Genomic DNA, 20,174 nt, shown 5'->3' with positions numbered 1-20,174 from the left:
GTTGCGCCGTCGTAACGTTCCGTGCGCATCGTCCTCTGCTGCACGGCTGTCAACTTCATCCGGAGATGCTCATTATGCTTTTTGCTTCTAGGTCGGCTGGTTGGAGGCGCTCATGGCTGTCCTTGGGAGGGTCGCTCCTTCTGGCGCTCGTGGGCGGCCTCACCGCAGTTGGCTGCGGCGACGACAACGCCTCGAACGGTTCGGGGGGCGCGGGCGGCGCGGGGGGCGCGGGGGGCGCGGGGGGCGCGGGCGGCGCGGGGGCCTCGGGCGGCGCGGGGGGTGCGGGGGCCTCGGGCGGCGCGGGCGGCGCCGGTGGCGAGGCGCCGGTCGAGACGGTGCCGCCTTCTGGCACCGAGCTGATCCGCGTCAATCAGGTCGGATACCTGCCGAACGCCGCCAAGGTGGCCACGGTCGTCGCCGCGGCGGACAAGCCCCATGCGTGGGAGCTCGTCGACGCCGGCGGCGCGGTGGTCGACAGCGGGGCGACCCGGGTCGTGGGCGACGACGCCGCCTCCGGCGAGCACGTGCACACCATCGACTTCAGCGATTTCACGACCGCCGGCGAGGGCTACGAGCTCCGGGTCGGGGAGGTGTCGAGCCATCCGTTCGACGTGAGCCCGACCCTCTATTCTCAGATGAAGTACGACGCGCTCGCGTACTTTTATCACAACCGCTCTGGCATCGAGATCCTGGGGCAGTACGTCGGCCCGAGCCATGCCCGCCCGGCGGGGCACCTGCCGGACGAGGCGCCGTGCGCCGACGGCATCGGCTGCGCGTACTCGCTCGACGTCACCGGCGGGTGGTACGACGCCGGCGATCACGGCAAGTACGTGGTCAACGGCGGTATCTCGGCCTGGACGCTGCTGAACCAGTACGAGCGGTTCGTCGCGCTCGGGTCCACGGCCGGCGACTTCGGCGACGGCAAGCTGAAGATCCCCGAGAGCGCGAACCAGATCCCCGACATCCTCGACGAGGCCCGGTGGGAGCTCGACTTCATGCTCAAGATGCAGGTGCCCGCAGGCGAGGCCAACGCGGGCATGGTGCACCACAAGATCCACGACGTGGAGTGGACCGGCCTGCCGCTGGCGCCGCACGAGGATCAGCAGCCGCGGCGCCTGCGGCCGGTCAGCACCGCGGCGACGCTCAACCTGGCCGCCACCGCGGCCCAGGCCGCGCGCATCTGGAGCGAGCTCGACGCCGCGTACTCGGCGAAGTGCCTGGAGGCCGCGAAGCGGGCGTGGACCGCGGCGAAGGCGAACCCGGCGGTCATCCCGAACGAGGGCATGGTCGTGGGCGGCGGCGCCTACGGCGATGGCGAGCTGAGCGACGAGTTCTACTGGGCGGCCGCCGAGCTCTTCCTCACCACGGGCGACGCCGCGTACAAGACCGAGCTCGCGGCGTCGCCGTACACCGAGGAGCTCATCGGCGTGGACGGCACGTTCAGCGCCATGACGTGGGGCCAGGTCGACGGGCTGGGCGCCATCTCGCTCGCCGTGGTCGAGGCCCAGCACGCCGCGGCGGAGCGCGAGGCGGTCCGGACCAAGCTTGTCGCCCTCGCCGACAAGTACCTCGAGAACATCGGGTCGGAGGGGTACCGGGTGCCCTTCAAGGCGGACCAGAGGGGGTATCCCTGGGGCTCGAACTCGTTCGTGCTCAACAACATGCTGGTCCTCGCCCTGGCGCACGACTTCACCGGCGAGCAGAGGTACTTCGACGGCGTGGCGTCGGGCGCGGATTACCTCCTCGGGCGCAACCCGATGGACAAGTCCTATGTCTCCGGCTACGGCGAGAGCCCGCTCGAGAACCCGCATCATCGCTTCTGGGCTGCCCAGATCGACCCCGAGTACCCGTCCCCTCCGCCCGGCGCGGTGTCCGGCGGGCCGAACTCCGGGCTGGAGGATGACGTGGCGAGAGCGGCGCTCGGCGAGACGGAGGAGCGCGCGAAGTGCGTCCCGCAGAAGTGCTACATCGACGACATCGAGGCGTGGTCGGTCAACGAGATCACCATCAACTGGAACAGCCCGTTCGCGTGGACGGTGGCCTGGCTCGACGAGAAGGCCAAGGCGAGCGCCGAGTGATCTGGAGGCGCCGTGCGGTCGCGTGACCGCGCGGCGCATCCCCGCCGCACCGCCAGCACACGCATTCCCGCCCCGCAAGCCGCGCGCGGACGACGCACGGAAACGTGGCACGGACGACGCACGGACGACGCACGGACGACGCGCCCGTCGCACACGCGGCCCCTTCCGCGCTCGCCGAGCGATTGGCCGCGACAACCGTCCAGCTTCTGCTAGATTGCGCGGCTTTCATGAATCCAGACTCAATGCTCGACGCCTTGCCCGCGCCGCTCGCGGGCGCGCTCGCCCGCCGCGGTTTCACCTCCCTCACCCCCGTTCAACAGGCCGTCCTCGCCCCTGAGCTCGCCGGACGCGACCTCCGCGTCTCGTCGCAGACCGGCTCAGGAAAGACCGTGGCCATCGGCCTCGCGCTCGCCCCCCGCCTCGAGCGCGTCCTCGCCGAGCGCGCCGCCGCGGCGGCGCCCGACGCCGCGCCCCGGACCGCCGCGGCCCCGGCCGCGGTGATCATCGCGCCGACGCGCGAGCTGGCCGCGCAGATCGCCGGCGAGCTCAGCTGGCTCCTCGCGGCCATCGGCGTGCGCGTCGCGTGCGTCACCGGCGGCACGAGCTTCGGCGCCGAGGCGCGCTCGCTGCGCCGCGACCCGCTCGTCATCGCCGGCACGCCCGGCCGCATGGTCGACCACCTGGAGCGCGGGACCATCGATCCGCGCGGCGTCCTCACCCTCGTGCTCGACGAGGCGGACCAGATGCTCGACCTCGGCTTCCGCGACGAGCTCGAGGCGATCGCCGGCAAGATGCCCGAGGACCGCCAGACCCACCTCGTCTCGGCCACCTTCTCGCGCGAGGTCCGCGCGCTCGCCGACCGCTTCCAGCGGGACCCGGCGAGCGTGCAGGGCACGCGCCCCGGCGCGGCCAACGTCGACATCGCGCACGTCGCCCACCTCGTCTTGCCGTCGGAGCGCGACGCGGCCCTCGTGAACCTGCTGCTCCTCGCGCCCGGCGAGCGCACCCTCGTCTTCGTGCGCACGCGCGAGGGCGCCGCCGAGCTCGCCGACAAGCTCACCGGGCTCGGCCTGCCCGCGCGCGCCCTGAGCGGCGACCTCGAGCAGCGCGAGCGCACGCGCACCCTCGACGCGTTCCGCTCGGGCGCGGTCACCACCCTCGTCGCCACCGACGTGGCCGCGCGCGGCATCGACGTGCCCGAGGTCGGGCGCGTCATCCACGCCGATCCCCCGGGCGACCCCGAGATCTTCACGCACCGGAGCGGCCGCACCGGGCGGGCGGGCCGCAAGGGGATGAGCGTGCTGCTGGTCGCGCCGTTCGCGCGCGAGCACGCGCTGAGGCTGTTCCGTCGCGCGCGCGTCGAGGCCACGTTCCGGCCCGCCCCGTCGCCGGAGGACGTGCTGCGCGCCGCCGACGAGCGGCTCGTCGCCGAGCTCGCCGCCGCGCGCTGGGGCGGCGCGGACGCCGCGGCAGCGGAGGGCGTGAGCAACGCGGGCGCGGACGACGCGGTCGTGAGCAACGCTGTCGCGGGCGACGCGGGCGACGCGGGCGCGGAGGGCGTGAGCAACGCGGACGCGTCGGGCGGACGCGAGGCGCGCGAGCCCCGCGCGCCGTCGGGCCCCGTGCCCGACGCGCGGCTCAAGCAGCTCGCCGCGCGGCTGCTCGCGGACATGGACGCGACCGAGCTCGTTGCGGCCCTCCTCGCGCGGGCGAAGCACACCGGCCCCTGCGCTCCGCAGCCCGTCACCGCCGTCGCGCCGCGCTCCGAGGGGCTTGCGCCGCGCGGCCGCCCCGCCGGGCCGCCGTGGTCCGGGGCCCCGCCGCGCGGCCGCCCCGCCGGGCCGCCGTGGTCCGGGGCCCCGCCGCGCGGTCGCCCCGCCGGGCCGCCGTGGTCCGAGGCCCCGCCGCGCGGCCGCCCCGCCGCGCATCGCGCCGACGGCGAGCAATCCCCGCGGCTGCCCTTCGTGCCCTTCCAGGTCAACTGGGGGGAGCGCCACGGCGCGGATCCCCGGCGCCTGCTCGCCCTCGTTTGCCGCCGTGGCGGCGTATCGAGCCGTCAGATCGGCGCGATCCGGATCGGCTCCACCGCGTCCGTCGTCGAGGTGGCCTCCCCCGCCGCGCCCGATTTCGCGCGCGCGGTCAACCAGCCCGACGCGCGTGACGCGCGGATCCGGATCGTCCGCGCGAGCTCGATGCACGTCGACTAGGCGAGCTCGGCCGCGCGCGCCGGCGCCGGAGCGCACACGGACGCACGTGGCTCGATCCCGCGCGGATCCAGCGCAGATCGAGCGTGGATCCGGCGCGGCGCGCCGTGACGCGCGCGGCGGCGGCGACCGAGCGAGCTCGCGCGACGACGACGATCGCCAGCAAGTGCATGGGTTTCCTGATTTATCGGGGACCTCAGGTGTTGTACAAACGCCGGGTGAACCGAAGCCCGAACATCAAGCCAGCCATACGCCGTCTCGCGAGCCCGGCCGCGGTGCTCGCTGCATTGCTCGGCCTCGCCCTCGTCGGTTGCGGCGGTTCCGTGCCTCCGCCGAACGACCAGCTCGCCGCGTCCCAGGCCGCCATCCGCGCGGCCGACGAGGTGGGCGCCGAGACCGATCCCCAGGCCACCCTCCACCTCAAGCTCGCCCGCGAGCAGCTCGACAAGGCCAGGCAGCAGATGGCGGCCGAGGACAACGAGTCCGCCCTGCGGCTCCTCGAGCGCGCCGAGGCCGACGCCGAGCTCGCGCTCGCGATCGCCAAGGCGCGCTCCACGCAGGCCCAGGCGCAGGAGGCGCTGAAGCAGGTCGAGAAGCTGAAGCAGGCGGGGGTCCAGTGAAGCGCGAGGTGAAGGTGATGGCTTCTGGAGTGAAGAACCTACCGTTGCGGGGCCGGTCGTTCGCGCTCTGCGCCGCGCTCGTTGCGGCCTCGGGGTGCAGCGCGGCGATCCCGCCGAAGGAGCTCGTCGACGCCCGCGCCAGCTACACGCGCGCGGCCCAGGGCTCCGCGGCGACCCTCGCGCCCGCCCAGCTCGACACGGCGAAGCAGGCGCTCTCCCGCGCCGAGGGGGCGTTCAACGAGGACGCCGAGTCCCAGCAGGCGCGCGACCTCGCCTACATCGCCGATCGCAAGGCGCGGGAGGCCGAGGCGGCGGCGGCGTTGCAGCAGGCGCAGCGCGACAAGGCCGCGGCCGAGGACGCCTACAAGGAGCTCTCGCAGCAGCAGCTCGCCAGCGCGAAGGACGCGCTGCAGAGCGGCCAGCAGCAGATCGAGCGGGAGCGCCAGGCGCGCGCCCAGGCGGAGAGCGCGCGGCTCCAGGCGGAGAGCGCGCGGGTCCAGGCGGAGAGCGCGCGCACCGTGGCCGAGAAGGGGCGCCAGGAGGCCGAGGCGGCGCGGCGCGAGGCCGAGCGCGTCGCGAACGCGGCGCTCGCGAGCCTCAAGGAGATCGCCGCGGTGAAGGAGGAGAAGCGCGGCGTGGTCATCACGCTCTCCGGCGCTGTGCTCTTCGCCTCGGGCAAGTCCGAGCTCCTGCCGATCGCCAAGGAGAAGCTCAACCAGGTCGCGACCACCCTGAAGGATCAGGGGTCGCCGCCCCTGCGGATCGAGGGGCACACCGACTCGACCGGCTCCGCCCAGGCGAACCGCAAGCTCTCGCTCGATCGCGCCGACTCCGTGAAGGCCCACCTGGTCAGCGTGGGTCTGCCCGCGGACAAGATCTCGACCGTCGGCCACGGGCCGGATCGCGCCGTGGCGGACAACTCGAGCGCCGAGGGCCGCGCCAACAACCGGCGCGTCGAGATCATCGTCAATCCCACCTCCGTGCAGTGAAGCCGCCGAGGGGAGAGCGCCGCGGATCCCGGATCCGCCGCCTCCGCCCGCCCCCTTCGGCGCCACGGCGCTGTTTCCCGGGGGCCTGGATGTCCCGTGCGTGATGCCCAAGCCCGGCGCGATCGTCCCCGCGCCGGATTGTGCCAGGGGTACCGGCGGTGATAAGCACGGCGCGTGATCGCAGGCTTTTTCCGCGGGATCTGGCAGGAGTACGTAATCGACCTGCGCGACCGGCTCGACGCCGAGGCGGCGCTCCACCGGGCCACCACGCCGGCGGGAGAGGTCACCCGCCGCATGGTGAGCGTCTTTCTCACCGTGATCGGCGTGCTCCTCTTCGTCCGGTTCGCCTGCAACGAGAACGACACGCGCTGGATGGTCCAGGGCCTGCGCGCCGTGGGCCTCGATGACGCCGCGGCGGGGCTCCACGACGCGCTGAACACCTCCCCGGACCGTCGCTTTCACCAGCGGACCGTCTGGGCGGTGGGCCGCATCATCGGCTACCTGGTCCCGACCCTCCTCGTCGCGCGCTTCGTGCTGCGGGTGCCGATAACGAGCCTCGGCCTGCGCGTCCGCGGGACGGCCCGGCACATCTACGTCTATGCCTTCTTCTTCGCCGTCATGGCGCCGATCCTCTACGCCGCGTCGCTCTCGCCGGCCTTCCAGGCGAAGTACCCCTATTACAAGCTCGGGCGGGGCGAGGACCTGTGGCCGTGGTTCTGGGCATGGGAGGCCCTCTACGCCGCGCAGTTCGTCGCGCTCGAGTTCTTCTACCGCGGCTTCTTCATCCACGGCATCCGCCGTGCGCTCGGCTACGCCTCGATCTTCGCCATGATGGTGCCTTACGCGATGATCCACTTCGGCAAGCCGTTGCCCGAGGCGCTCGGCTCGGTGATCGCCGGGTTCATCCTCGGCACCGTGAGCCTGAAGAGCGGCTCGATCTGGGGCGGCTGCGCGATCCATATCGCCGTCGCGACATCGATGGACCTCCTCTCCCTGTGGCACCAGGGGCGTCTATAGCGACGCCCCGTGGCCGCCGGCGCCGCTGAGGGAGCACGATGGCCTTCAGAGGTCCACCACCGCGTAGGTCATCACCGGCTGCACGCGGCCTTTGACCGTGATCTCGCTGACGGGACGCGTGTTGAAGACCTCCTTCACGAGGAGGTGAGTCTCCTCGCTGAGGAGCACGCTCACGCCGAGCTCCTTTGTCGCGGTCTCCAGGCGCGAGGCGAGGTTCACGGCGTCGCCGATGACGGTGTACTCCATGCGCGCTTCAGACCCGATGTTGCCCGCGACGACCTCGCCGGTGTGGATCCCGACACCGGTCTTGAGATCCGGGATGCCCCGCGCGGCGAGGCGCCCGTTGAAGCGCTCGAGCGCCGCGCGCATGCGGATGGCCGCGCGCACGGCGCGCACGGCGTCGTTCGGCTTGGGGACGGGCGCGCCGAAGACCGCCATGATCGCGTCGCCGATGTACTTGTCGACGACCCCGCCCTCGTCGAGGATGATGGCCACCATCTCGGTGAAGTACTCGTTCAGGAGCCCCACGAGCTCCTGGGCGTTCATCTTCTCGCTGATCGTCGTGAAGCTCCGGATATCGCAGAAGAGGATCGAGACGGTGAGCGTCTCGCCGCCGAGCTGCACTTTGCCGGCGAGCAGGTGATCGAGCACGGCTTCGGTCATGTACTTGCCGAAGGTGCTGCGGAGCTTGTCGCGCTCCTTGAGGCCGTCGACCATCGAGTTGAAGCCGGTCGCGAGATCCTCCAGCTCGTCTCCGGTCTTCAACGCCTCCACGTGGACGTACTGCTGGTGCTCGAGCTGCTTGAGCGCCACGTTCACGCGGGAGAGCGCGCGCGACATCGTTGTCGCGAGGCGCGCGCCGAGGAGCAGCGCGACGATCGCCGTGAAGGTGAGCACGCCGGCCGCGAAGGTCAGGTTCTGGCGCACGATCTTCCGGACATCGCTCACGTCGAGCGCCATGACGATCGAGAAATCACCGACCTTGCCGCGCAGCGATCGGGGGGCGAAGCGGGAGAGGGCCCACAGCGAGCTCGCGTCCTCGACGATCGTGGGGTGGGCCTCGTCGCCGATGACGGCGCCCTGGAGCAGCTCGGTCGGGAAACGTGCCGTGCCCGTGATCCTCTTACCGGACGGCTCGACGAGCGCGATCTCCACGCCGAGCTTCGTCGCCACCTCGCTGAAGTACGTGGGATCGATGGGGATGCAGGCGAGCAGCGATCCGGCGTCGCTCCTCGCGCGCTGGGCGACCAGGTATGCAGGCGGCGAGCCGGGCTGTCCATCGCACCCGTGGACGAGCACGTCCCGCAGGTCTTCCATCTCGTCGATGCCCGAGAGGCCCTCCGCGAGCCCGGGGACCTCGTCCGTGCTCGGCGGTGGCGCGTCGAACCCCCTCGCCGCGACGAGATCGCCGAGCTCGTCGAAGGCGGCGATGGCGACGTTCGGATGAGCGTCGATGACGGCCTCGAGCGCCGTTCCCACGGCCGCCTCGTTCCACAGCCGGAGCCCCTCGACGAGCTCGCGCGTACGAGACGCCTGGCGCGAGCTCGTCGAGACGGCGCGCTGCTGCTGCCTGAGCTCCAGCCGGAAGTTGCGGATCGCCTGCGGGACGCGCTCGCTGATCTGCGCGATGAGCTGCCGGTGCATCACCCACGACAGCACGGGGAGGGCCGCGAGCGTCGCGAGCGACGAGAGCGCGACGAGGACGATGAGCTTCGCGCGAACGGTGCGGAGGCGGAACATGAAGACGCTCATCAGAGCAAAGTCCGCTCCCAGTGGATAGCTCTCGGCGGCATCGACCCCGCGTTGCCCGAGCCGGCCGAGCTGCACGGGCGGGAGCTCCCCTCCTGTAGACCCTCATTCGGTATGCTGCTTCGCATGGACCAGCGTCCCGAAGACGCCATCGCCGTCCCGCCGGCGCTCGCCCACCTCCGCCGGTTCCCGCTCGACGGCGCTCTCCTGCTGTTCGAGCGGCGCTCCGGCCTCACGGCGCTATGCGATGGCCCCGAGACGGCTCACCTGCGCATGCGCGCTCCGCGGGTCGTCCAGTTCGCGATCACGAACGCCTGCAATCTTGCCTGTTCCTTCTGCTCGCGCGACGCCGGGGCCGACAGCGTCTGGACCGCGGGCGGCGCCTTCGCCATGCTCCGCGACCTCTGCCGCGCGGGCGCGCTCGAGGTGGCCTTCGGGGGCGGCGAGCCGCTCGTCTTCAAGGGCTTCGCCGATCTGGTCCGGCGCCTCGACGAGGAGACCGCGCTCGCCGTCAGCCTCACCACGAACGGCACCGGGCTCACCGATCGGCTCCTCGCCGCGCTCGTCCCGCACGTCGGGCAGATCCGCCTCTCCGTGTACGACGACGTCGACAACCGCCCGGTCATCGCCCGCCTCGCCGCGCGCCGCGCCCGCTTCGGCGTCAACTGGCTCGTGACGCCGGCGCGCCTCGCGCGGATGGAAGAGGTCGTCTTCGATCTGCTCGAGCGCGGCTGCCGCGACGCGCTGCTCCTCTCGTACAACGGCCGCGATCGCGCGCTCCACCTCTCTCCCGCCCAGGCCGCGGACCTCGCGCGGCGCGTCCGGGCGCTCGGCCGCGCGCTGGAAGGGCGCATGACGCTCAAGCTCGATGTCTGCTGGGGCGAGCGGATGGAGGCCGTCCCGCGCCTCTTCGCGCCGGGCCCGTGCCCGGCAGGACGCGAGTTCATCGTCCTGACGAGCGACGGGCGGCTCGCGCCGTGCAGCTTTCATCACGCCTCGTTCCCCGTCGCGACGGCCGCCGAGGTGCTCCGCGTCTGGGAGCAGGAGCGCGCCTCCCTCGCCGCCCCGGCGCGCGACCCCGGCTGCGCCCGGGCCGCCGGGTTCGGCCTCGATGCCGGGCCGCGGAGCCTTCCTCTCGCAGGTTGAACCATGAGAATCCGCCTCTTCAACGCCTTCGCCAGCAACAACAGCGGCAGCTACACGATCGTCGGCTCCTTCCGTGACGCCGCCACGGCCGAGGAGGTCGCGCGGCTCGTGCAGGAGGTCTGTGACGCTCACTCTGCCTGGCTCGGCGCGCGCGACGCGGCGCCGGAGGCCGCTGCGCCCGAGGGAGAGTCGCCGCTCGAGGCCTTTGCGCAGCGCGAGGGCCTGCGCGCGGACGACCACGGAGGCGACGGCGACGACTGGCCCCAGTACGGGCCCTCGCCCGCGGCGATCGCGGCGGGCCATCAGGTCATCGTCCACGCGCCGTACACGGTGACGATGCCGCCCGTCTTCGGAGCGCTGTTCTACGCGAAGGGCGGCCGCGTCGAGGCGGAGCTCGAGCATGCCCACGAGGAGCTGGCCGTCGAGTTCAGCTACTGGCCCGAGGACGTGCGCTGGGACGACCCCGGGGCGGCCGAGCGGCTCGACGCGTTCGAGCAGCGCGTCACCGCCGAGCTCCCCGCCTGGACGGCCCGGAGCGAGCACGACAGCCGGCCCCCCATCGCGCCCGCGTGGCACAGCGGCGAATGGCGCTCGCGGCACCTGTCCGCCGTCTTCTCCGACCTCGTCGAGGGCGTGCAGGGCGTGCGGCGTCTGGCGCGCGAGCACGGAATGCGCCTCACCGTGCGCGTGACGGAGTGCCCGCACGGCGTGGCCGATCCGTTCGCCCGGCTGCGGGCACGGCCGAACCCCTGGGGCCCGTTCCACGTGATCCTCTGGCAGATCGGCCCGGACCGGATCGCGGCAATGAAGGCGGTGCGACAGGCCGTCGGCTGCGACCTCGACGAGGTGAAGGCCGCCCTCGAGGGGCTGCCGCGGGAGATCCTCGTGGACGTGACCGAGGAGCACGCGCGGCGCGCAGCCGACCTGCTGCGGCAGGCCGGGTGCGACGCCGAGGCGGTGGTGCCGGCGCGGCGCTGAGGGGATCGCGGGACGGGAGGGGGAGGACTGGCGCTCTCAGGAGGCGCTCGCCGGCCGGGCAAGGCGCGCGTCACGGACAGGGGCGCTCGCTCGGGCGCTCATGTGCTGGAGCAGGTAGCGTGGAAGGATGAAGAACCGTCTTGTGCGTGGAACGATGAGCAACCATTTTCAATCGACCCTGGCGGCGCTCGCGGTGATCGTCGCGGGCTGCGGCGACCCGTCGAGCGCCACCGGCGACGGGGGCGCACCGGCGGGCGGGTCCTCGTCGTCCATGGACGGCGGTGTGTCGCCGCCCCCGGACGGCGGCGGGGCGGGCGACGGCGGCGGGGGCGACGAGGACGCTTCGGTGCCGCCGCCGGGCACGCTGAGCGCGCGCTACCCGGGCGACGAGGGGATCCGCGACGACCCGGCCGTGCTCTTCCACGACGACTTCGAGGCAGGGTGGGGGCGCTGGGACGGGCCCACCGCCGACACGCGCACCCTGCACATCGAGGCCGATCCGGCCGCCGCCCACGGGGGACAGGGCTACCTCCGCTCGACCGTGACAACGGCCGACCTCGCGGAGGACATGTACATCTCGTCGTCCACGTGGGTCACCCACGAGCGCGTCGACGCGATCTACTGGCGCTTTCACGCGCGCTTCCCCGAGCTCGCGCCGAACCCGCACCACTGGGTGCGCATGGCGGCGGGCACCGAGGAATGGGACTGGAGCGGCCTCGCGAACACGGTGCCGGCCGGAGACGAAGGCTTCTGGTTCGACTTCGACACGAACACCGACGACGTCTTCAACTTCTACGCCTACTGGTACAAGATGCGCTCCGGCCGCTGTAACGACGGGACCGCCACGCCCGGATGCGCCGGCGATCAGGGGACCACGTATTACTACGGGAACGTCTTCGAGCCGCCGGGACAAGCGCCGTTCCCGCGCGACCGCTGGTTCTGCATCGAGATGCATGCGCGCGCGAACACGGTGGGCGAGCGCGACGGCGCGCTCGCGTTCTGGATCGACGGCGCGCCGATCGGCGATTACCGCCCCGGCTACCCCGACGGCACCTGGCTCCGCGCCCAGTTCCACACGGCAGGATGCGAGTTCAGCGCGTGCACGCCGCCCGAACCGTTCGAGGGCTTCGACTTCCGATCGAGCGAGGACGTGCGCTTCAAGAGCTTCATGCTCGACGCGTATTACGAGCGTGACTCCGACGCGCGCCGGCGGGCGGAGATGGAGGAGCGCGGCCTCACCGTCTCCGACGCGCACACGATCCTGTACGACGATGTCGTCATCGCGACCGAGCGCATCGGCTGCCGCCGCTGAGGCGCGCTCCGCGGGCGCGGTTCGGCATCTCGGGCGCCGCCGAGCGCCGCGGCCCTCGCGGAAGGGCCGGCGCGGCGGCTCGGCGGAGGAGACGGCTACGGGAGCACCCAGTCCTGCGTGGCCTGTCGGCACGCAGGCCCGCAGTCTTCGCCGTTCGGGTGCGAGGTCTGGTACCCGGGTGTGAAGCTCCGCTCTCCGAGGGCGGCGCCGTCCCGCCGCGCCACGACGTCGACGCGCGCCGGCGTGCCCTGGATCGCGAGCAGCTGCGTGAACTGCCCGGGGATCGGGACGCAGGACTGCGATACGGAGTCGCGGTCCGACCTCTCGGTGCATCGTGTCACGGGCTGGATCGAGACGGACACGGTCGGGCTGCACTGGACGAACACGCCGCCGCCGGGCTGCGGCGTGTTCGTCCAGCTGTAGGCGCACGACACCTCGCTGCCATCCACCACGAGATCCAGCGTGTACTCTCCCGCTGCCCAGCTCTTGTTCGCCGTCGCGGCGGTGATCGAGAGGCCGTCGGTGCAGCCCATCTCGGTGCATTGCTTTGTGACGCAGCCGGACGCGGCGATCAGGGTGAGCCCGGCGAAGAGCGCGGCGGTCTTGCGCGGGCAGGAGTCGAGGCGAACGAGGGAAGAAGGAGATCGATTCATGGGGTCGTCCTCTCTCCGGCGAAGCCGCCGGGGATGGCTGCGCAGGCGTAGCAATGGGCAGGCCACCTTGCGCGGACACAGGCCCCCCGGCCCTGCGGCGGCCTGTGGTCGCAGAGCGACGCCGTCGGCCCGGAGCGGAGCGGGCCCGCCGCCCGGAAATCCTCGGCCGCGGGTCCTTCCGGGGGCCGGGTCAGGCCAGGGTCCTGCCGCCGTTCACGGACAGCTTCTGGCCCGTGATGAACCTGGCGGCGTCGGACGCGAGGAAGGCGACGGCATCGCCGATCTCGTCCGGCGTGCCCATGCGCCGGAGCGGGTTGCTCGCGGCATACGACTGCATGGCCGCAGGGTTCGCGCCCTCGCCGAGGTGGCGCTCGACCGGGACCCAGCCGGGCGCCACAAGGTTGACGGTGATCCCGTGCGGGCCGAGCTCCATCGCCCAGGAGCGCGTGAGGCCGAGCTGGGCGCCCTTGGCCGAGACGTAGCTGGAGAACTCGGGGACACCCTGCTCGAAGACCTCGGACCCGATCTGGATGATCCGGCCCGCGCGGCGCTCCTTCATCCCGGGGAGCACCGCCTTCGCGAGGAGGAGCGGGCTCTTCACGAAGAACTCGAGCTGGTCGAGGCAGTGACGCCACGTCAGATCCTCCAGCTTGACGTGCGGCTGCGGGCCCGTCGCGTTGATCACGAGCACCTCGATCGGACCGAGGCGCGCCCGCACCCCGTCCACGAGGCGAACGACCTCCTGCTCGTCGCGCACGTCGGCCTGGAACGCCTCGGCCTCGCCGCCGCCCCGGCGGATCTCCTCGACCACGCGCCCCGCATCCTCGCGGCCGGCGAAGTAGTTCACCGCCACCCGCGCGCCGGAGGCCCCGAGCCTGCGGGCAATGGCGGCTCCAAGGCCGCGCGAGGCGCCGGTGACAAGGACAACTCGTTTCGACAGATCGTGCGCCATTCAGGCCTCTCCAGGAGATGGGGGATCGCGGTTCGCCCGGCACTGTAAAGGAGATCGGCCGCGCAAGCGCGCCTCCGGGAGCCTCCCTGCCGCGCACGGAGCCGCTCGCCGCGCGCGCACAGGGCCGAGGTCGGTCAACGGTTGCGGTATCGATCTGGATCCAGCAATACGGGATTTTTACGTCGTTATGCCGTGCTGCTGCGCCGATGCTCCGACTTTTCACCAGCAGAATTGAAGGTTTTCAACGCAACGCGCTACTGATCGACCCCTGGGCGTCGTATGCTGGGCCACATGAATACACGCACGTTGCGACAGGCCCTGCGCCCTCTCGTGATGCTCGCCATGGGACCCGTGTTCTGTGCGGCCGTGGGGATCTCGCTGATCCACGCGTGGCTCGACGTGCGGCGAAGGCCGCCGGAGCGGCGCGGCCTCGCCCGCGCTGCAGTGCGGCATCGGCTCCAGCGGCCCCGCGAGCAGGCTCGGCTGTGATTGACACGGTGCTTCCAGGGCGTTGTGGCGGTACGGCTCAGCGCACGAAGAGGAGCCAGAGGAGCGCCGCGGCGGTCGAGGCCAGCGTCACCGGGACACCGACCCTGGCGTAGGCGCGAAAGCCGATCTCGCGCTCGGCGCCCACGGTCTCCACGACGATGATGTTCGCCACCGAGCCGAGGAGCGTGAAGTTGCCCGCGAGGGTCGACACCAGGGCGGTCGCGATCCAGGCGATGTGCGGATCGGGCTGGCTCTGGATGTAGGACTCCGCGAGCAGGATGAAGGGGACGTTCGACACGATCTGGCACCCGACGAGCATCGCGATGCCGAGCCCGAGGAGGCCGAGCGTCGGCCCCGCGGGGAGGTAGGGGCTCGCCGCGCGCAGCGCCTGCTCGGGCATGCCGGTCTTCTGGAGGGCCGCCACGACGATGAAGAGGGCGCCGAAGAACACGAGCACGGTCCACGAGACCCTGTCGAACAGCCCGTTCGCGTCGCGCCGGTGCAGCAGGATCGCCGCGGTCGCCCCGCCGAGCGCCGTCCAAGCCAGGTTCGCGCCGAGCACGAACAGCACCGACACGACCGCGATGCACGCGAGCGGCACGAGGGCGCTCGGCCGAACATCCGGCGCCGGCGCCGGCGCCGGCGCGGGCTCGGGCAGGGGCACGGACGCCTGGACCGCGATGCGGCGCCGGAGCAAGAGGTGCAGCATCACGGCCGTGACGGCGAGCCCGACAAGCGCGGCGGGGCCGGCCTCCAGCAGGTACGTGCGGTACGAGATGCCGGAGAGGTGGCCCACGAGCATGTTCTGCGGGTTGCCGGCGAGCGTGAGCGCGCTGCCGGCGTTGGCGCCCATCGCGAGCGCGAGGAGGTACGGCACCCGATCGAGCCCTGCCCGCCGGGCGGTCCGGTCGACGAGCGGCGCCAGCATCACGCAGACCGAGTCGTTCAGCAGCACCGCGGAGGCGAGCCCGGCGCCCACCGTGACGAGGTAGAGCAGGCGGACCGGCGAGAGATCCCGCCGCGCGACCCACGCGGCGGCGCGCTCGAACACCCCGGCCCCGTCGAGCGACGCCGAGAGCAGCATCATGCCGAGCAGGAGGCCGATGGTGTTCGGCTCGATCGCCGCGAACGCTTCGTGCGGCGTCAGGCCGGCGCCGGGCTCGATCGCGCTCAGGAGGACCATGGCGCACGCGCCCGCGAGCGCGCCGGCCGGGCGCCCGATGGGCAGGATCGACAGGCGGCGCGCCGCGATGAGGACGTACGTGGCGGCGAATACGAGCAGGACGGACCACACGGCGCGGCATCTGAGTGGCCGGGCACGCGGCTGTCAAACGAAGGCGACGCGGCGGTCTCGCCGCCGGCGCGCATTCCGGGTAAGCAGCGACGGCCTCGCACAGGCGCGGGCGGGGCGCTCTCCCGGGCTCAGCGAGGGCGCTCGACCGGGCTCAGCGGGGACGCCAAGGCATGGGCAGGCAGCTCTCGACCCCCACCGCGATCCTCCTCGGCAGCGCCCTGATCGCCGCCGCGGTCTACCTCGGCCTGCGCCACGGCCCGGCCGCCGTCGCCCCGGACGCGCGCTCCGCCGGGGGCACGGCCGCGGACCGCGCCGGGTCGGGGTCCTCCGCCGGGCCGGCGGAGCGCGCCGGCGCGTCCGGAGAGGGCGCGCCGGCGCCTCGGCGCGCGCCGAGCGTGCCGCGCGAGGAGGTGGCGAGGCAGGCCGCGCGGGCGCTCGACGCGCACCGCCCGGCCCTGGTCGAGCGCTGCTACAGGCCGGCGATCGCGGCGCAACCGGCGCCGCGCGGGGTGAAGTACGTCTTCGACCTGACGTTCGACGCGCAGGGCCGGCAGATCGCGCGCGGCATCCTCGAGGATCGCGAGACCTCGCGCCCCGAGATCACGGCCTGCCTGGTCACCGCGCTCCCGCCGGTCGCCGTCGCGCCGCCCGGAGCGAGCGTGCGCGTGGACGTCCCGTTCTCGCTGCCGTGACGGGCGCCGGGCCCGCCGGGGCCGTGACCCCGCGCGTCGCCCTTGACGCACCTGCCTGAACGCCCGATGCCGGAGCGGTGACGCCCGACCAAGCCTTGAAGGAAGCGACGACCGGCGCCCTTCGCCCGGTCTACCTCGTGATGGGGGAGGAGCGCTGGCTTGTCGATCGCGTGGTGAGCGCGATCCGGGAAGCGGCGGCCAAGGGGGGCATCGCCGGCTTCAACGAGGACAAGTTCACCGCGGGCGACGCGCCGATCGAGTCGGTCCTCGGCGCCGCGCGGATGCTCCCGATGATGGGCCCGCGCCGCTTCGTGCTCGTCCGCAGCGTCGAGCGCTGGGAAAAGAAGGACGACGGGGACGACGGGGACGACGAGCGCGGCGGCGCGGGCGGCAAGCGGGGCGCGTCGAAGCAGGTGAGCCCGCTCGACGCGCTGGCCGAGTACGCCAAGGCGCCCTCGCCGAGCGCGGTCGTCGTCCTCGTCGCGGCGAAGCTCCATGGCCAGCGCCGCCTCGTCACGTCCGCCAAGAAGGGCGACTTCCTCGTCGCGTGCGAGCCCCTGAACCGCCGCGCCCTGCCCGGCTTCATCACGTCGATGGCCCGCGAGAAGGGCAACCCGATCTCGAGCGACGTGGCCGACCAGCTCGCCGAGCTCGCCGGGCCCGAGCTCGGCTACGTGGTCGACGCGATCGAGCGGCTCTCGCTGTACGTCGGGCCGAAGCAGCCGATCACCGAGGACGCGATCGCGCAGGTGGTCATCCGGGTCCGGCAGAGCACGGTCTGGGAGCTCATCGACGCGCTCGGGCGGCGGCGGCTCGACCGCGCGCTCGCGGCGCTCGCCGACGCGTACGATCCGCGCGACGGAGGGCTGCGCCTGCTCGGGGCGGTCTCGTGGTCGGTCCGCCAGATGGTGAAGTTCGAGTCGGCGCTCGCCACGGGCGCGAGCCAGGCCGAGGCCGCGCAGCGCGCGGGCGTGGCCCCCTTCAAGGCGAACGACGTGGCGCAGTCGATCCGCCAGCTCCCGAAGGGCGCGCTCGCCGGCTGGATGCGCATGCTCGCCGAGACCGATCTCGCGCTGAAGAGCAGCCGCCGCCCGGCGCAGGCGGTGCTGGAGACGATGCTGATCGAGATGTGCTCGCGCTGAGCGGGAGAGCGCGGGCCCTTCTCAGGCGGGCTTTCGGGCCCAGGCGCCGAAGACCATGTCGCTGATGTACGTGGCGTTCGCCTTGGCTCGCTCTTCCACGAGGCGCTCCTCGAGCGTGTCGATGTCGATCTCGGCTTCGGTCGCGACCCCCTGCTGCACGATGCGAGGCAGCATCGCGCGGACGATGGCCGCGGTGCGGTAGCGCGTCTGCGGCGTTTGCACGACCGCCTCCGCGCGCACGCTCACGACGGTGAGGCCCGCCTGCTCGAGCACGGACGCGAGATGAAAGCCCATGCGGATGTCGGCGCCCTCTCGCTCCACCGTTCCCCACGTCCATCGATGCGTGCGCTCGTGGAGCGGCAGGGGCTTCACGGATGCCGGCACCATCGTTGTGTCGTGCTCCTGAAAGACGACCAGGCCGCCGGGGCGCAGGGCACGGGAGAGGCTCTTCACCGCCGCCACCGCGTCGGGCTGGTACATCAGGACGCGTCTGCCCACGATCGCGTCGAAGAGGCCGTGCTCGGGCGCCAGCGCGCCCAGGTCGCCCTCGGCGAAGGTCATGTTCGAGAGGCCGAGCGAGCGCGCCCGGTCTCGAGCCGCCGCGAGCGGACGCGCGTCGCGGTCGATGCCCACGACCTGCCCTTGCTCCCCGACGAGCTGCGCGATCCGGAACGAGACATCCCCGGGACCGCAGCCCACGTCGAGGACGCGCATGCCGGCGCCGATGCCTGCATCGGCCAGCAGGCGGTTCGTCATGTCGCCAACCACGTCTGTCATCGGTCCACTGTCCTTCGCCTCGTTCGCCATGCTCGAGTCGTAGCGCGAGCGGCACCACCGCTGCAGGGCCCCGTTTGTTGCCGGATTGGCGGATCTTTCGATCCGGGAGGGGAGAAGAGGGGCGGGGAGCGGAGAAGCGGGGAGCGGAGGGACCCCGGAGCGGGGCCTCATTCCGAGCAATTTCTTCTACGGGCCGGGCGCCAGGAGCTTGCGCGGGTCGTAGTAGGAGCGCAGGCGCTTGATCTTCGGCGTGTCCGGATCGATCTCGAAGTGCTCCGACTGAACGACCTCGCCGACGGGCGACGGGAAGCGGATCAGCGTCGCCACGCAGTGACCGTCGGGGCTCAGGTAAGTGGCCTCGACCGTCAGGTGCTTCAGGTAGGGCGCAAAGGCGGTCGCGGCCTTCACCGCGTCCTGACCGCGCAGCGGGCCCCCATATTTGGCATGCACCATGGGGCTCTCGACGACGAACTCCTCATGGAAGACCGCGGCCAGCGCCAGGGCCACGGCGGCCGATTCGCCGGCGCGAAAAGCGTCATAGTACGACTCCACGACCGAAAGCGCTCGCGGTGTTGCCATTTCGACTCCTCCCTTGCCGCCCTCGGGAGCGGCTGAATTTTCGACAGAGGTCAATTGAACCAATTGCCATACAGGTTCACGATGGTGGGAGGGTACGCCCCCCCGCCAGGGCAAGCGCACCCGTGGACGAGATCCGCCTCGGGAACGCGTGGTCAGCCCTCGACCGGGGCCAGGCGCACGCGGAACGCCGAAGGGTACCCGTGGTGGCGCGGCGCGGGATCGATCCGGTAGGGAACGCCGGCCCGCAGCAGCTGTTTGACGGCGATCGAGATATGCAGAATGGCTACGTACTTGCCGTGGCACGTATGGATCCCTGACTCCCAGAACAGGTAGTTCTTGCTCGCGAGGCGCCCGGGCTTGAACTCGTCCGGGGCCGCGATGTGCTCTGGGTCGTGCATCGCCGAGGCGCTGCACGCCATCACCAGCGCGCCGGCGGGGATCTTCGCCTGGTGATGCGTGCCAAGCCCGACCGTGTATTCGCGCACGCAGCGGCTGGTGACGCCGACCGACGGGGGCCGGAAGCGTAGCGCCTCCAGCACATAGCCGGTGATGGCGGCGTCGTCCGCGACGTTCGCCACGTTGAGCGCCTCGCGCAGCACGCGCGGGCGCTTCATCAGCTCGACCAGGACGTTGACGATCGCGCCGCCGCTGAGATCCACGCAGCCCATGAGCAGCCCCAGGATCACGTCGCGGATCCCCTCGTCGCTCTCGTAGGTTTCGGGGACCGCCTGCATGAGCAGGTAGCGGTCCATCACCGAGGGCTGCTCTGGCGGAGGCGATTGCGCGAGCTGCTTCTTGCGCGCGGCGATCATCGCGTCGATCATGGGCAGCGCCTCTTGACGAGCGGCCTTCGCCGCCCCCACGGCTGCCGGGTCGTTGGTCGGATTGAGGAAGATGTCGTGGAACAGCGCGTGGGTCCACGCCACCACCTTCTCGGTCGGTATCTCGCCGACGCCGAGATATCGCGCCATCGCGGCGGCTGGCACCTTGAGCGCATATTCCCCGGCGAGGTCGAACGGCCTGTCGATGCCGACGTGGGTCAGCAGCCGGTTCGCCTCCTCTATGACGAATTGACGGTAGCGGGGCAGATCGGCGCGAGGGAACGCCAGGCGGAGCAGCGACTTCTCCTTCTCGTACTTGGGCGAGTCGTTCATCGCCAGGATGTTCTGGCCCACGTCCTCGATCAGCTTGGGCGCGATGTTGTCGACCGTGAAGACGTCGTTGGTGTTGAGCACCTCGATGACATCGTTGTATCGAGTCACGAGCGTGAGGGCCGGGTTGGCGAAGATGGGCCTCTCGCGTCGCAGCTGGCGGAGGAACGGGAGCGGCTCCTCTTTCAGCCACTTGAAGACCATGCCGGCCTCGATCTGCTGCCGTTTGACCGGATCATTTTCGTGCAAGAGCGCGCTGTGGAGGGCCTCGAGGTAGTCAAAAGGCGCCTTGGAAGAGTCCGCCTTCTCGTCTTGTTCATCTTCTTCGTTGCAGATGCTCATGGGGCGAATT

General features: G+C 71.9%; 18 protein-coding genes. 11 read left to right on the top strand and 7 right to left on the bottom strand.

Annotated features, from left to right (window positions below):
• The first annotated feature begins 149 nt into the window (after positions 1-149).
• The 5 genes from WMF28_RS26975 to WMF28_RS26955 all read left to right on the top strand — a co-directional run bounded on the left by WMF28_RS26975 (position 150) and on the right by WMF28_RS26955 (position 6,908).
• Positions 150-2,078 carry a glycoside hydrolase family 9 protein gene (locus WMF28_RS26975; protein ID WP_437596194.1) on the top strand — a complete coding sequence of 643 codons (1,929 nt, stop codon included), beginning with the start codon at positions 150-152 and terminating at the stop codon, positions 2,076-2,078.
• 227 nt (positions 2,079-2,305) lie between these two features.
• A complete protein-coding gene (locus WMF28_RS26970; protein WP_437596193.1) occupies positions 2,306-4,285 on the top strand; it encodes a DEAD/DEAH box helicase in 1,980 nt (659 codons plus the stop codon).
• A gap of 215 nt (positions 4,286-4,500) precedes the next feature.
• Positions 4,501-4,902 carry a DUF4398 domain-containing protein gene (locus WMF28_RS26965; RefSeq protein WP_437596192.1) on the top strand — a complete coding sequence of 134 codons (402 nt, stop codon included), beginning with the start codon at positions 4,501-4,503 and terminating at the stop codon, positions 4,900-4,902.
• 17 nt (positions 4,903-4,919) lie between these two features.
• Positions 4,920-5,891, top strand: coding sequence for an OmpA family protein (locus WMF28_RS26960; RefSeq protein WP_437596191.1), 972 nt, complete (start codon positions 4,920-4,922; stop codon positions 5,889-5,891).
• A gap of 174 nt (positions 5,892-6,065) precedes the next feature.
• Positions 6,066-6,908: a CPBP family glutamic-type intramembrane protease gene (locus tag WMF28_RS26955; RefSeq protein WP_437596190.1), complete on the top strand. Its 843-nt coding sequence runs from the start codon at positions 6,066-6,068 to the stop codon at positions 6,906-6,908.
• Positions 6,909-6,953: 45 nt separating this feature from the next.
• On the opposite strand, the gene WMF28_RS26950 is transcribed toward WMF28_RS26955, so the two are convergent.
• Complete coding sequence (locus WMF28_RS26950; RefSeq protein WP_437596189.1) at positions 6,954-8,660, bottom strand: adenylate/guanylate cyclase domain-containing protein; 1,707 nt, start codon at positions 8,658-8,660, stop codon at positions 6,954-6,956.
• A gap of 123 nt (positions 8,661-8,783) precedes the next feature.
• Between WMF28_RS26950 and WMF28_RS26945 the strand changes: the two genes are divergently transcribed.
• The 3 genes from WMF28_RS26945 to WMF28_RS26935 all read left to right on the top strand — a co-directional run bounded on the left by WMF28_RS26945 (position 8,784) and on the right by WMF28_RS26935 (position 12,093).
• Positions 8,784-9,803 (top strand): radical SAM protein, encoded by a 1,020-nt coding sequence (locus tag WMF28_RS26945; protein ID WP_437596188.1) that lies wholly within the window; start codon positions 8,784-8,786, stop codon positions 9,801-9,803.
• Positions 9,804-9,806: 3 nt separating this feature from the next.
• Positions 9,807-10,781 carry a ribosomal protein L7/L12 gene (locus tag WMF28_RS26940; RefSeq protein WP_437596187.1) on the top strand — a complete coding sequence of 325 codons (975 nt, stop codon included), beginning with the start codon at positions 9,807-9,809 and terminating at the stop codon, positions 10,779-10,781.
• Between the two features lie 127 nt (positions 10,782-10,908).
• The gene (locus tag WMF28_RS26935; protein ID WP_437596186.1) at positions 10,909-12,093 is read left to right on the top strand and encodes a hypothetical protein; all 1,185 of its coding nucleotides are present in this window, start codon (positions 10,909-10,911) and stop codon (positions 12,091-12,093) included.
• 95 nt (positions 12,094-12,188) lie between these two features.
• On the opposite strand, the gene WMF28_RS26930 is transcribed toward WMF28_RS26935, so the two are convergent.
• Both WMF28_RS26930 and WMF28_RS26925 read right to left on the bottom strand, forming a co-directional pair.
• Positions 12,189-12,746, bottom strand: a complete 558-nt coding sequence (locus WMF28_RS26930; protein ID WP_437596185.1) for a hypothetical protein — start codon at positions 12,744-12,746, stop codon at positions 12,189-12,191.
• Positions 12,747-12,936: 190 nt separating this feature from the next.
• Positions 12,937-13,698, bottom strand: coding sequence for an SDR family oxidoreductase (locus WMF28_RS26925; protein ID WP_437596184.1), 762 nt, complete (start codon positions 13,696-13,698; stop codon positions 12,937-12,939).
• 291 nt (positions 13,699-13,989) lie between these two features.
• On the opposite strand from WMF28_RS26925, the gene WMF28_RS26920 reads away from it, so the two are divergent.
• The gene (locus tag WMF28_RS26920) at positions 13,990-14,187 is read left to right on the top strand and encodes a hypothetical protein (protein ID WP_437596183.1); all 198 of its coding nucleotides are present in this window, start codon (positions 13,990-13,992) and stop codon (positions 14,185-14,187) included.
• A gap of 37 nt (positions 14,188-14,224) precedes the next feature.
• Here the strand turns inward: WMF28_RS26920 and WMF28_RS26915 are convergent, their stop codons facing one another.
• Positions 14,225-15,481 (bottom strand): SLC13 family permease, encoded by a 1,257-nt coding sequence (locus tag WMF28_RS26915; protein ID WP_437596182.1) that lies wholly within the window; start codon positions 15,479-15,481, stop codon positions 14,225-14,227.
• Positions 15,482-15,651: 170 nt separating this feature from the next.
• On the opposite strand from WMF28_RS26915, the gene WMF28_RS26910 reads away from it, so the two are divergent.
• Positions 15,652-16,173, top strand: coding sequence for a hypothetical protein (locus WMF28_RS26910; protein ID WP_437596181.1), 522 nt, complete (start codon positions 15,652-15,654; stop codon positions 16,171-16,173).
• 95 nt (positions 16,174-16,268) lie between these two features.
• Entirely contained in the window at positions 16,269-17,315 is a 1,047-nt protein-coding gene (gene holA / locus WMF28_RS26905) for a DNA polymerase III subunit delta (protein WP_437596180.1), read from the top strand.
• Between the two features lie 21 nt (positions 17,316-17,336).
• Here holA and WMF28_RS26900 read toward each other — a convergent pair whose 3' ends face one another.
• From WMF28_RS26900 to WMF28_RS26890, 3 genes are all read right to left on the bottom strand, one after another.
• Positions 17,337-18,092, bottom strand: a complete 756-nt coding sequence (locus tag WMF28_RS26900; protein ID WP_437596179.1) for a class I SAM-dependent methyltransferase — start codon at positions 18,090-18,092, stop codon at positions 17,337-17,339.
• Between the two features lie 186 nt (positions 18,093-18,278).
• On the bottom strand, positions 18,279-18,671 hold the full coding sequence (locus tag WMF28_RS26895; protein ID WP_437573951.1) for a nuclear transport factor 2 family protein: 393 nt from the start codon (positions 18,669-18,671) through the stop codon (positions 18,279-18,281).
• A 152-nt stretch (positions 18,672-18,823) separates the two neighbouring features.
• Positions 18,824-20,164, bottom strand: a complete 1,341-nt coding sequence (locus WMF28_RS26890; protein ID WP_437596178.1) for a cytochrome P450 — start codon at positions 20,162-20,164, stop codon at positions 18,824-18,826.
• Between the last annotated feature and the right edge of the window lie 10 nt (positions 20,165-20,174).

The organism is Sorangium sp. So ce590 (assembly GCF_051521365.1).
Classification (GTDB): domain Bacteria; phylum Myxococcota_A; class Polyangia; order Polyangiales; family Polyangiaceae; genus Sorangium.
Note: the sequence above shows the minus strand (reverse complement) of the source record. Positions and strands in the feature narration are given on the sequence as shown.